This window comes from Pseudomonadota bacterium, assembly GCA_030860485.1.
In the GTDB taxonomy this organism is placed as follows: Bacteria; Pseudomonadota; Gammaproteobacteria; order JACCXJ01; family JACCXJ01; genus JACCXJ01.
Map to the genome: position 1 here is coordinate 1 of JALZID010000358.1, position 13,141 is coordinate 13,141.

The following is a 13,141-nucleotide window of genomic DNA, read 5'->3' on the forward strand; positions in this document are numbered from 1 at the left end:
AAGTAGTTTATGGGACGTAAGAATTCCTGGGCCTCGATCGCCGCGACATCCAGGGAGCTCTGGCCCTCGCTCGCCGCGCGGCTGACCAGCGAGGCCGCGAAAGCGACCGCCTCGGCGTCCTCGGCGCGCCCGCCGGCGCGCAGGTGCAGCTCGCGCACGAGCCTGGCGAACGCCGCCGCGAGCGCCTCCTCGAGCGGGGTACCCAGGAGGGTTGCGGTGCTCATGGCATCGGCGTCCGGACTCGCGCGAGCGCGCCGTCCAGGGCCTCGATCAATACAAGCGCCGGGCGCGCCCGATACACCCCGAAGGGCCGACCCGGGCTGTCGATCCGCCCCGGCTGCATGCCGCGCAGGAAGAGATAATAGACCCCGCCGAAGCAGCGCTCGTAGTCGTAGCCCGCGATCCGCCGGCCCAGCCAGCGGTGCAGCGCCACCGTATAGAGCAGGTATTGCAGGTGATAACCCGAGGCGGCCATGGCCGCCTCCAGGGCCGCTTGGGTGTAGTCGGCAGGCCCCGCGCCCAGCCAGGTGGACTTGTAGTCCGCGATATAGAAACGGTCCTCGTGTACGAAGACCAGATCGATGTAGCCCTTCAGGTAGCCGTTCACCCGCTCGTGCGCGAGCGCGGGCAGCGCCAGTCCATGGCGGGCGGCGATGGCGGTGATCGCGCTCGGCTCCAGCGGACCGAGCGGTAGCTCGAATTCCAGCTCCTTCAAGACCGCGCGCGGTGACAGCCGGGCCAGACAGAAAGGGACGCCGGCACCGGTCCAAAGCGGCGTCGCGAGGACCTCGGCGATCCACCCGCAGAGCGCGGTTTCCCAGCCCGGCGCATAGGCGCTCTCGGCGAGCCGCCGGCCGATCACCCCTCGCCAGTCGTCCGGCGATGCGGAGAAGTCGATGCGTTCCAGGACCTCGTGCAGGCAATCGCCGGCCACGGCGCCGCGGGGGAAGTCGCTGCGCCCGCCGCCCGGCTCGCCGCGATCGGGGCTCGCCTCCCCCTCATCATGGTCGGGAAGCTCGGCGCGCCATTCACCGCCGGCACGGTGCAGCGAGGTGAAGCTCACGACGCGCTCCGGTGGCGGCACGGGCCGTTCGAGACGCCTCGCGGCCAAGGGCGATTCTATGGGGGCGACGAGCACCCGCCGCGGCACGGGGTCCGGCCGGTCCTCGATGCGGATATGGCCGTGGGCCTCTGCGGAGAGGGTGCGAAATCTACTCTCGATGTCCGCATCGGCGGGCAATGGGCCCGCGTCCGTGCCGAACAGGAGCCAGGCGAGCGGCGACGCTCCGGCCTCGTGGATCCGCCCAAAGCAAAAGTAAGAGCGGTTGCGCGCGCGCGTCAGGGCCACATAGGCGAGGCGCAGCCGCTCGGCCAGATCCTCCTCGCGCGCCAGGGTCACGGCCTCTGCGCGGCGCGCGGAACCGAGGTCGAGCACCGGCCTGTCGTCGTCCTCGGGATCGTGATAGAGACAGGTGTCGCCCCTGGCCGCACGCGACTTGCCGTCCCACAGGAAGGGCACGAAGGTCACCGGGTATTCCAGACCCTTGCTCTGGTGGATGGTGACGATCTGGACCAGCCCCTCGTCGCCCTCGATCCTCAGCTCCGCGTCTTCGCTCGGGCCGGCGTCCCGGCGCCGTGCGGCGAGCCACGCGAGCTCGGCCTCCATGCCGTAGAGCCGCGCGCAGTGCACGAGCTCGGCGAGGTGGAAGAGGTTGGTCAGGCGCCGATCGCCATCGGTGAAGCCCCCGAGCCCGGCCGCGATCCCGCACTCGGCGACCAGGCGGCGGAACATGTGGATGAAGCCGTGCAGACGCCACAGCGTGTGGTAATGCTCGAAGTCCGCAAGACGCGTCTCCAGGGGGTCCCCGTCGGTCTCCAGGGCCGCGAGCTCGTGGGCCGCGAGACCGAAGAGATCCGTCGCCAGCGCCGCCCGCACCCACCCGATCCGCCTGGGCTCACAGAGCGCGAGTAAGAGGCGCTCGAGTTGCTCGGCCTCGGGGCTGTGAAAGACGCTGTCCTTGGAGCGCTGGGCACAGGCGATCCCGAGTGCCTGGAGCGCGTTCCGGACCTCCGTGCCGTGGCTGTGCTCGTTGACCAGCACCGCGATGTCCCGTGCCCAGAGCGGGCGATCACCGAGGCGTACGCCCCCGGCGTCGGCAGCGGCGAGCAGGCGGGCGATCTCCGTGGCCACCGTGGTCGCGGCCCAGGACCGGGCCTCGGTCTTGGACAGCGGCTTGTCCTTCGAGCGGCACAGGAACACCCGCAGCGGGGCGGGGTCGCTCCGGCCCTCTTCCACAAGGGCGACGCGTGGCGTATCCGGGGCACGCACCGGTGTAAAGGCGATGCGCGGGAGCCGGAAGGGGTGCGCGTGGGCGCCGAAGAGCGTGTTGAGCGCGGTCACGAGCCCGCCGACCGAACGCTGGTTCTGGTCCAGGGTATGGACCTGCCGGCAGCGCTCGCGGGCCTTGAGGTAGGTGTGGAGATCGGCGCCGCGGAAGCTGTAGATCGCCTGCTTGGGGTCGCCGACCAGGACGAGCGCGTTGCCACCGTCCCCGTAGATGCGCCGGAAGATGGCGTACTGGAGGGGATCGGTGTCCTGGAACTCATCGATGAGCGCCGCGGGATAGCGCTGCCTCAGCAGGGTGGCGAGCGTCTCGCCCCGCGGGCCGGTGAGTGCGTCGTATACGTTCTCGAGGAGCGCGTCGTAGGTCTGCAGCCGGGCCTCGCGCAGTCTCTCTTTGAGTGCCGCATGGGCCTCCTCGAGCAACGCCTGGCGCAGCGCCCCGAGGCGCGCCTCGAAAGAGCGCACCAGCGTCTCATGCGTGGTCAAGAGATTCTCGGCGAGCGTGAAGAGCTCATGGCTCGGAGGGGCACCCGTGCTGGCTGCCGCGAGCCGCGTGGTCGTGAAGCGATCGAGCCGGCGGGGGAGGGCGAGGGGATCAGCGTCCTCTCTGAAATACGCATCGATCTCCGCGGCCCAGTTGCGGACCCGCTCGGCGCGATAGACGTTCCTGCGCAACCCGGTGTCGAGGCGCGCCAGGATGTCGGTACGCTCGGCGCGCCATAGCTCGGATCCGCGATCCCGGAGCAACCCGTAGCGTTCGATCGGCCCAATGCCGCCTGGCGGTTCCAGCGGGAGCTCGACCCGTAGCTCGTGTTTGTCGAGGAGCGGGTCGAGCCACGCGCGCAGGGACTCGGGCGTGATACCCCTCTTGAGCAGCCACGCGACGAAAGAGTCATGGAGCAGGGCCTCCGGGCCGCCGTCCTGTGCGATGGGCGGCGAGGCGATGTGGCGGCGCCAGAAGTCCGCAACCACCGCGCCTAGCAGCTCGCTGGCATCGGCCAGGACCTCGGTCTCGAAGGGCATGGCGCTCGCGAACGCCCGATCGCGCAGCACCCGCTGGCAGAAGCCGTGGATCGTGTAGAGGGCGGCATCGTCGAAGCCGTACAGGGCCGCGCGCAGCTTGAGCCGCGCGCGCCCGGTGTCGGTGAGCCGCGCGGCGAGAAGGGCACACAGCCCGTCGTCGGTACCGCGGCCCTCCAGGAGGTCGAGCATCGCGCCGAGCCGGCCCCGGATGCGCTCGCGCAGCTCGGCGGTCGCGGCGCGCGTGAAGGTGACGGCGAGGATCCCGCCGATCGCTATGTCCGTCTCCAAGACGAGGCGCAGAAAGATCCCCGACAGGGTCCAGGTTTTTCCCGTCCCGGCGCTGGCCTCGATGAGCTGCACACCGGTGAGCGGGACACGTAGGGCCACGGGCTGCTCGATGGTCATGGATTCTGGAGAGCCTCTCCGGCCGGCGTCTCCCGCAGATGGGCGAAGAGGGGATCGAGCAGGGCGTGGGCCGTGCTCTCGAACCCCCCGGGCAGGTCGTCGCGGGCGCCGCCGTAGAGGAGGCGGAACCAGGAGTCGTGGTTCTCGCCGGGGTGCTGGGGCGGGCGGCCGGCCCACATCGAGCGGGCCTTGGCAGCGCTGCCCTCGATGAGCGCGAGGGCGCTGCGGGGCGGATAGGGGAGGGGCGTGGACAGGCCGTGCCGGTATTGTCGGAGGAGTGTTCCAAGCTCCGCCTCCGCGTCCTCCACCGGTGTGAATTCAAGTAGGACGTCCTTCAGCAACCAGCGACTCCGGGCCGCGATCCCGGGCGGATGCACGGCGCACAGGCAGAGATGCCGCAGCCAGGCGTTCCACAGGCTGAAAGCCCCAAGGGTGCCGATCCGATGGCCGAACAGGCCATCCGGGTGCAGCCCGGAGAGCGATCCCGTGAGCGAGACCTCGCCGATCGTGAGCGCGAACGGGAGAGCATCCAGGGGATGCGTGGGTCCGAGGCGGATGAGATCGGCGCGGAATCGGGCCAGTCCCCGCCACTCGTTTCGCAGCTCGATGCGGCCCGGCGCCCCATGGGGCAACTCGCTGCCGGCCAGGGCGATCTCCGCTATCCCGGCGTCGCCGGCACCCGCGAGGCACAGCGGCAGGAGCCGCTCGGCCAGCCGGGATCCGTCCTGCCGGCCGAGCCGAAAGGGTTCCTCTGCCGGCAACTCGGCCTCCCCGGCGCCGAGGTGGATGCCCAGGCGCTCCCGGAGCAGGAAGCGGACGGGGTGAGAAAAGAAGTCGATGAGCCGATCGATCTCCACCTGCCGCCACTCGGGTCCCGGCTCGGGAAGTGGATGAAGGAACAGCGGCCGGGCGCCGGACCTCGAATCGGTCCGGGCCCTCTTTGCGACCTCCGCGTAGTCGGCGGAGTAGGAGAACAATGCGCCCGTTTCGCCCGATAGACCTCCCCCCGATAGTCCCCTAAAGTAATGGGGGCTCCAAGGCTGCAAGCGGTGCTCGGTGATGAGACGGCCTCGGACGGCATCGGCACCCCCCGCGACCGAGCGCCCCAAATAATCGAGTAGCTCCGACACCGGTATCGCGGGCGGGAGAGGGCTGTCGTCACGAACGTTGTGACCGGGGTAGCTCAGGTAAAGCACCTCGCGGGCACAGAGCAGGGCATCGAGGAAGGCGGCACGGTCGTCGTGACGGCGGGCCCGATCCCCCAGGCGCGGCCGTTCGGTCATGAGATCGAATTCCGTAACGGCTGCCTGGCGGGGGAAGGCGGTGTCGGCCAGGCCGATGAGGCACACGACCCGGAACGGGATGCCCCGCAAGCTGCCGATCCCGCAGAAGGTGACCGCGCCGGTCGGCGACGCACCGGGGGCCGTGTCCATGAGCCGCTCCGTGAGGAGCGCGGCGATGACCTCCACCCCGACGGGCGAGTGCGCCGCCGCCAGGGCGGCGTCCCCGCCGAGGCCGGTGAGGAGGGAGCGGATGCGCTTTAGGTCTCCCTGCTCGTCCTCGGCGGGCAGCAGGAAGCGGTCGGTATAGGCGATGAGCAAGGTCGCCCACTCGGCCGGGGGGCGGGGGATGGCGAGGTCCCGGGCCGCGCCCTCGAGCGCCTCGAACACGGTGCAGAGCTTGCCCAACGCCAGCGCCTGGCTCCCCTCGATGTCATCATAGGGCAAGACCCCGGCGCAGGTGCGCCTGCCGCCGCCGGGCAGCGCGTAGCCGAGGACAAGACGCGCCAGGCCATCCGCCCAGGTGTGGCGGGGTTCCGCGGGGAGGCCCAATGCGGCGCGATGCTGGGCGTCTCGACCCCAGCGTACGCCGGACTCGCGCAACCAGGCGCGTATGCAGGCCAGATCGGCCTCGCCGAGGTCGAAGCGGCGCGCCACGGCCGGGGTCTCGATGAGCTCCATCACGATGGAGGCCTCGAAACGCGAGCGCGGCAGCCCGAGGAGCGTCGCGTACGCCCGCAGGAGCGGCGTACCTAAAGGGCTGGCCCGGCCGGTGATCCCAAAAGGGAGGTATCGCTCTCGCGGTGCCGAGCCGAACACCGCATCGATGTGCGGGGCGGCTGCCTCCAGATCGGGGGTCATCACCACGATGTCCGCCGGGCTCAGGCCGGGATGGGCGTCGAAGAGCGACAGCAACTGGTCGTGCAACACCTCCAGCTCACGGATCAGACCGTGGCAGACATGGACCTGGACGGAGTGCTCATGAGGCGACAGCACGAGTCGCTTGCCATCCAGGTCGTCGAGGTTAAGGATGGAGCGCTGCAGCAGCGCCAGCAAGGAGACGCCGGCGGGGTCGTCGTAGTGCTCATCCTGCTCGACGCTTTCTTCGCCGCACAGGGCGGCGACGAGGTTCAGGTGTTGCTGCGGCTGTCTTCCCCAGGCGGCCAGGAGGGGATGGCCGATCTCGTGGTGCGACACTTCGGCCTCGCCGGCGAGCGACAGGCGCGCGAGGTCGCGTTCCGTGACGATGTCGGCCCAGTACTCCCGGCAAGGATTCAACACGTAGCAGCGGATATCGATGTGCGCCGAGAGTGCCAAGAGGATTTCGAGGTAGAGGGGTGGCAGGTGCGGGATCGCAAATAGCGCGATGCGGGGGGGGAGCCAGACGCGGAGGTCTTCTTTCCTGTGCAGAAGTCCGGCGAGCGCCGCGAGATAGCGGTCCTTGGGGTGCTCTCGGAAGGAACTCGGGGATAGCCTTGCCAACTCCCGCCACAGGCGCGCCTGCCAGCGCTCCGTGTCGCCGCTGCCGAGCCCGAGCAGCCGGCCCCTTTCCCAGGCACGCAGCCAGTCGGGCCGGTATACGAGGTACTGGTCGAAGAGCCGCGCGATGCGGCACGCGAGCCCCATGCGGCCCTGTGGATCGCCGTGGGTGACATAGGCCGCGAGCGGGCCGTATTCGGGTATCTCGGGCAGCGCCCCGAGGCGCTCGAACACGCACCAGGCGATGACCTCGGGATCGAAGGGCGAGCGCGCCGGCACGTCGGGCAAGAGTGCCGAAAAACTCTTCCAGATGAACTCGCCCAGATAGGGACACTCGACGTTCGCACACACCCCATCGCGCAGGGCGATCCGATCCCTGAGCCAGCGTGCCATGCCGAGGCTCGGGACGATGATCGTCTCGGGCCGGAGGACATCCGTGTCCCGGCGCGCCGGATCGGTGAGCAACCGCTCGGCTAACGCCTCGATCCGGTTGCCGTGGATGATGCTGAACATTGCGGTTCGATCCCGCCGCTCACGTTTCGGGTTTTCTGGGAGTGCCGACTATGCCTGTCCGATAGCCTTGCTGCAATGCGAGCCGCGATGTTCTGCCGCCTACCGATCCGGCGGCGAGAGAGGTGAAGTCTTATAAACCAAAGGCTTGCAATCCTCTCACGCCCGGTGAGCACATCAGACCGGGGCCCGGCATGGGTGCGCTAGCGGTACACCGGGGACTGGTCGCTATGTAGGCATCGAGGGCGAAGCCAACCGAGGCACACTCTGATGGTCTGATGGTATGGGGGCCGCTTATGCACAAATACTGTGGACAACCCTGTTGAAAACTCGTCAGCAAGTTGCTGCGAGGCAGCAAAATTACAGGCTTCCGATAACTCGGTTACCTTTTAATCACCAGCTCGCTAATTTCTGTAAATCAAATACTTACACACCGTCGGGCGTACCGGGCGAGGTCCTGAGACCAATACATCTTGCGGGTATCAAGACGGGGAGGATAAGGTAAACCCATGTCTCTTGTTTTCACATATTTCCGACATCTTATTTTCATCAAAGCTTCTCTATGATTTAAGAAGGCAGCAATATTCCCGCTAGACTTGTTCCCGCTAGACTTGCATGTCAACATTCACCTGGAGAGGAAACTTTGGATCGTAAGCCCGCACTCAAGAAGGGACCTGGCAATGAAATACCCCCAACACCAGGTCGGCGTCAACATGGGGATCGGCGGCGGGCCCCGCGCCGCGTATCGGGTGAAAAAGGCCGACTCATACCCAGCCGGCCTCACGGAGAAAAATTTGCCTACGTGAAGGTGACAGTGACGCTACCGCCGGAACTGTATGAGCTCATCATCAAAGAGACCACGAAGCGAAAGCTCGCGAAAGAGCCCAACCCGCAAGTGTCTGCGGTAGTACGGGAGGCCCTAGTCCGATTTTTCGGGCAAGATGCGTGACTGTTCAGCGACCTTCTGCGATACACAGCTTGCGTCGTTCTGAGCCTGGCTTTCGAGTCTCTTGCGCTGATGGGCAGCGCAGGCCACTTCGGCAGCCCAGGCGCTTGGCGATGTATTTCGCGTTGTAGTGCTATAGGATCGTCGGCAAGGGAGTGCCGGTCTGAGAGAACTCGAATCACCATGTCGGACCACGTTTCCGTCCTGATCGTCGAAGATGAGGGCTTTGTCGTCCAAAGCCTCGAGCGTCGGCTTGTGAAGGCGGGTTACCGGATCGCGGGCGTTTGCGCACGCGGAGAAGAGGCCCTGGTGCTCGCCGAGGCTACGCGCCCGAATCTGGCCCTTCTGGATATCCACCTCGCGGGGGATATGGATGGCATCGCGGCCGCGGAGCAGATCCGCCAGCGCTTGCAGATCCCTGTGGTGTTCCTGAGCGACCATGCGGAGCCCGCCATTCTCGCGCGGGCGCGCGCCTTGTTGCCCAATGGCTATCTCGTCAAGCCCTTCGAGCCCCGCGAGCTGCTCGCCACGATACAGATGGCGCTCGCGCGTCACCGCGCCGATACCGAGTTAGCCGCGAGCGAGGCACGTCACCGGTTTGCGCTCGAAGCCGGGGGCCTCGTGCCCTGGGAGTACGGCGGCGAGCAGTTCCTTGGAGGCGCGCGGCTCGCGCAGCTCTTCGACGTGGCTCCCGAGGTCCTGAACTCGGATTGGAATACATTCTTGCAGCGCATCCATCCGGATGACCGTATGGCCGTAGACGTTGCCCTGCACGCCGCGCTCGAGAGCGGGGCCCCCTTGTGCCTCGCGTTTCGCGGGGTGCGGAGCGACGGAAGCGTGCGTTGGTTCGAGGCTTCGGGTCTGGTACACCCGGGCGGGGCGCAAGCGCGGGTCATCGGCGTCTTAAGCGACATTACCGAGCGCCGCGAGCGGGAGAGTAAAGCCAGGGAGGCCACGGCCATCATCGAGGCCGCGGGCGAGGGGATCGTCGTCAGCGGTTCAGACGGGCGGATCCACTCCGTCAACCCGGCTTTCACCACCTCCACCGGCTTTGCGCTCAAGGAGATCGTGGGACAACCTTGGGACAGGCTGCAGGCGCGCCGTAGCGGCGATGCCCCGTGGGAGCAGATAGAAGAGAAGGCGTATGCAGGTGACGGGCGCTGGCAAGGGGAGATCGCGCTCCGGCGCAAGGACGGCAGCGTGTTCGAGGCCCTGGAAAGCCTGACCTTTGTGATCGATCCCGAGACCGGCGCCCGCCATTACATATCGATCATCGCCGACATCGGCGTCCTACGACGGACACAGGAGCGGCTCCGTGCCCTCGCGCACCATGACCCGCTCACGGGCTTGCCGAACCGCCTGCTTTTCCAGGAACGCTTGGCGCACGCGCTGGCCCGTAACAAGAGGCGCGGCCAGATGTGCGCCGTTTTGTTCATCGATCTCGACGACTTCAAACGCGTCAACGACACCGTGGGACATGGGGCCGGCGATCGTTTGCTCCAGGACGTGGCCGGCCGCATCGCGGGCGCGTTACGGGATGAGGACACCGTCGCGCGCTTCGGCGGTGACGAGTTCGTGGTGCTGCTTGAGGGCATAGCCACCGTCCAACACGTGGCCGCGGTGTGCGAGAAGATACTCGAGACGCTTGCGCCCGCCCTCGACATTGACGGCCACCTTATCGCGGCTTGCGCCAGTATCGGCGTGGCGGTCTTTCCCGAAAACGGCGAGACGCCCGACCGCTTGATCGAGGCGGCAGACACGGCGCTCTACCGCATGAAGGCGGGCGGCAAGGGCCGCTATTGCCTGTACCATCCGGAGATGTCGGCGCGCATCGCCGAATGCGTGCTGCTTGCGGACAGCCTGCGCCGGGCGCTTGGAAAGGGGGATCTCCGGCTGTTCTTCCAGCCGCAGGTTTCGCTTCTTGACGGCCGCGTGACCGGTTTCGAGGCGCTGGTACGCTGGCAGCATGCGGACTTGGGGCTGCTACCACCCGCGCGCTTCCTCACCCTCGCCGAGGACGAGAGGCTTATCCTGCCCCTGGGACATTGGGTTGCGAAGCAGGCCTGCGCAGAGGCGCAAGCCTGGGCTGAGGCCGGGGGGCCCGCGCGGATCGCGATCAATTGTTCGGCCAGCGAGCTTGCGGCGCCGGATTATCTGGACGGGCTGCAGGCGGTGCTAGCGCAAACCGGCCTGTCCCCCCGGCGGCTGCGTCTCGAGCTCACTGGGAGTGTCTTGCACGATCTCACTCAGCAAAGCGAGCGTCTCGCGAAGCTCCGCGCGCTCGGCATCGGCATCGCGCTCGACGATTTCGGCATCGGCTATTCCTCGCTTTCCACGCTCAAGCAGCTACCCATCGCCCAGCTCAAGATCGAACATTCCTTCGTGCGCGGCATCCCCGGAGATCCGAGTGACGAGGCTATCGTCGCGGCCATCATCGATCTGGGTCACGCGCTCGGCATCGCCGTTGTAGCCGAGGGCGTGGAGACCGAGGCCCAATTGGAGTTCTTGCGACAGCGCGGTTGCGACGAGGCGCAAGGGTATCTGATCGCGAAGCCGATGCCGGCGGAGAAGGTGACTGAATTTCTGGCGAACAGCGCGTCACAATGGAAACAGCGGTGACGGCGGTAAGAACACGTTCTGGGAAAGCGCCGCGCCGTCCGATCCATTAATTCGACCCTATCCGACGCATGATAAAAGCGCTTATTTGCCATATTCTAATGCCATTTCATCGGGAAACTTAATCATGATCCCCAAAACCACGTATGAGATGCTTCCTTACTTCTATATCGCGGGCGGGATCGCCGCCGCCCTGTATATATATAATTCTTACGCCATCGTTTCGGGGATCCTGTTACTCACGGTTGCCCTCGTAGTCTTATATATGCGTTTAGAAAATCGTACGAATAAGATGGAGCGCTTCGAGCGTCTTTATACGCGGGAGAAGAAAAAAACGAGTAACCGTGAAAGAAGGCCTCGCGCCACCGACACCTCGACGCTCGGCCGCCGGCCGCTCCCGGTGCGCCGAGCGGGCTAGCGCCTGTGCTATAGTCCGGCGGCCCCCGGGCACTCCGTGCTCCGATGCCGCACTTCTTCTATCTCCGCTTCATCCTTCGCAATCTCGGCCGGCACCCGCTCCGGACCGGGCTCACGGTCGCGGGCATCGTGGTGGCCGTGCTGGCCTTCGGGATCCTGCGTACGGTGGTGGACACCTGGTATGCGGGGGCCGAGGCGACCTCGGCCAGGCGCCTCATCACCCGCAATGCCGTCTCGCTCACCTTCCCCTTGCCCATCAGCTATCTGGGTCGGATCCGGCGGACCCGCGGTGTCGAGACCGTCAGCTACGCCAACTGGTTCGCAGGCGTCTACATCAACGAGAAGAACTTCTTTCCGCAGTTTGCGGTCGAGGCCAGGGACTATCTCACCCTGTACCCGGAGTTCATCGTGCCGCCGGAGCAGCTCAAGGATTTCCTGCACGACCGCAAGGGCGGGCTCGCGGGCGAACGCGTGGCGGCCCAGTACGGCTGGAAGATCGGGGACGTGATCCCGCTGCGGGGAACGATTTATCCGGGCCAATGGAGCTTCGTGCTGCGCGGCATCTACCGGGGCCGGGACCCCAAGACCGATGAGACCAACTTCTTCTTCCACTGGGATTATCTCAACGAGACCCTGAAGCAGGGCGCACAGGCGCGCGCCGATCACACCGGGATCTTCATCGTCGGGATTGAGCGCGCCGGTGATGCGGCGCGGGTGTCTCGGGACATCGATCAAGTCTTCGAGAACTCGCTCGCCGAGACCCTGACGGAGACGGAGCAGGCCTTCCAGCTCGGCTTCGTCGCCATGACCGAGGCCATCCTCATCGTGGTGCAATCGGTGTCGGTCCTTGTCATCGGGATCATCCTCGCGGTCCTCTGCAACACCATGGCGATGAGCGTCCGGGAGCGGCGCCGGGAGCACGCGACCCTGCGCGTCCTGGGGTTCGGGCCGGTTCGGATCCTGGGTTTGATCCTCGGGGAGTCGCTCGCCATTGCGCTCCTGGGCGGGGTCCTGGGCGTGCTCTTCTGCTATCCCGCGGCGGCGGTGTTTGCGGCTGAGGTCGGGACACTGTTCCCGGTGTTCGAGGTGTCCGACGAGACCGCGGGGCTCGCCATCGGCTGCGCGGCGGCGGTCGGGGTGCTGGCGGCGCTGTTGGCCGCCCCGCAGGCGGTGCGGGTCCCCGTCGTCGTCGGGCTCAGGGGAATGGGTTGATGGCCGGCGTCCCCTACCATTACATCCTTCGCAACCTGTGGGTCCGCAAGCTCACCACCTTGCTCACGGCCGGCGGCATGGCGCTCGTGGTGTTCGTGTTCGCGGCGGTCCTCATGCTGTCCGAGGGACTCGAGGCCACCCTGGTCGATACCGGCAGCCGGGACAACATGGTCATCATCCGTCGCGGGGCGGAGACCGAGGTCCAAAGCAGCATCGATCGAGACCAGGCCGCCCTCATCGAGACGTACCCGGAGGTGGCCGTGTCGCCCCGGGGCCGGCCCTCCGTGTCGCGCGAGGTGGTGGTCCTGATGGTGCTCACCAAACGCGGCAGCGCCAAACCTTCCAATGTCACACTCAGGGGATTGTCCGAGACCGGGCTTGCACTCCGGCCACAGGTGCGGGTCAAGGCCGGTCGCATGTTCCGTCCCGGCACCTCGGAGATCGTGGCCGGCGAGCGCATCGCGGACGGTTTTGTCGATGCGGGCCTCGGCGAACGGCTGCGTTTCGGGGGCAGACAGTGGACCGTGGTCGGCATCTTCGAGGCCGGCCGGAGCGGCTTCGCATCGGAGATCTGGGGCGATGTCGAGCAGTTCATGCAGGCGTTCCGGCGCGGGGCGTATTCATCGGTGATCCTGCGCTTGGATAGGCCCACGCATCTCGATCCCTTGCGCGCCCGCATCGCTTCGGACCAGCGCCTCAATCTGGAGGCCCAGCCGGAGACCGACTTCTATGCCGAGCAGTCCGAGGTCATGGTGACATTTCTCAATGTCCTCGGCACGGCGCTCTCGCTCACCTTCTCGCTCGGGGCGGTCATGGGTGCCATGACCACGATGTATGCCTCGGTCGCCCACCGAACCGCCGAGATCGGCACCCTCCGGGCATTGGGTTTCCAGCGCGCCGCCATTCTGC

7 protein-coding genes are annotated in these 13,141 nt (G+C 66.8%); 4 read left to right on the forward strand and 3 right to left on the reverse strand.

All coding sequences use genetic code 11. The annotated features are described in order from the left end of the window. The 3 genes from M3461_22340 to recC form a co-directional block, all read right to left on the reverse strand. The coding region (locus M3461_22340) for a hypothetical protein (protein MDQ3776889.1) at window positions 1-224 on the reverse strand (224 nt) is incomplete at its 3' end. Then, window positions 221-3,772 carry an exodeoxyribonuclease V subunit beta gene (gene recB, locus M3461_22345; GenBank protein ID MDQ3776890.1) on the reverse strand — a complete coding sequence of 1,184 codons (3,552 nt, stop codon included), beginning with the start codon at window positions 3,770-3,772 and terminating at the stop codon, window positions 221-223. The genes M3461_22340 and recB, both read right to left, overlap by 4 nt. Further along, window positions 3,769-7,044 (reverse strand): exodeoxyribonuclease V subunit gamma, encoded by a 3,276-nt coding sequence (recC, locus tag M3461_22350; GenBank protein MDQ3776891.1) that lies wholly within the window; start codon window positions 7,042-7,044, stop codon window positions 3,769-3,771. The genes recB and recC overlap by 4 nt, the downstream gene beginning before the upstream one ends. Before the next feature lie 1,126 nt (window positions 7,045-8,170). Between recC and M3461_22355 the strand changes: the two genes are divergently transcribed. From M3461_22355 to M3461_22370, 4 genes are all read left to right on the forward strand, one after another. Further along, the gene (locus M3461_22355) at window positions 8,171-10,606 is read left to right on the forward strand and encodes an EAL domain-containing protein (protein ID MDQ3776892.1); all 2,436 of its coding nucleotides are present in this window, start codon (window positions 8,171-8,173) and stop codon (window positions 10,604-10,606) included. A gap of 124 nt (window positions 10,607-10,730) precedes the next feature. After that, on the forward strand, window positions 10,731-11,021 hold the full coding sequence (locus tag M3461_22360) for a hypothetical protein (GenBank protein ID MDQ3776893.1): 291 nt from the start codon (window positions 10,731-10,733) through the stop codon (window positions 11,019-11,021). A gap of 44 nt (window positions 11,022-11,065) precedes the next feature. Further along, window positions 11,066-12,232 (forward strand): ABC transporter permease, encoded by a 1,167-nt coding sequence (locus M3461_22365; GenBank protein ID MDQ3776894.1) that lies wholly within the window; start codon window positions 11,066-11,068, stop codon window positions 12,230-12,232. Continuing rightward, window positions 12,232-13,141, forward strand: a 910-nt coding sequence (locus tag M3461_22370) for an ABC transporter permease (protein MDQ3776895.1), incomplete at its 3' end; no start/stop codon positions are given. The genes M3461_22365 and M3461_22370, both read left to right, overlap by 1 nt.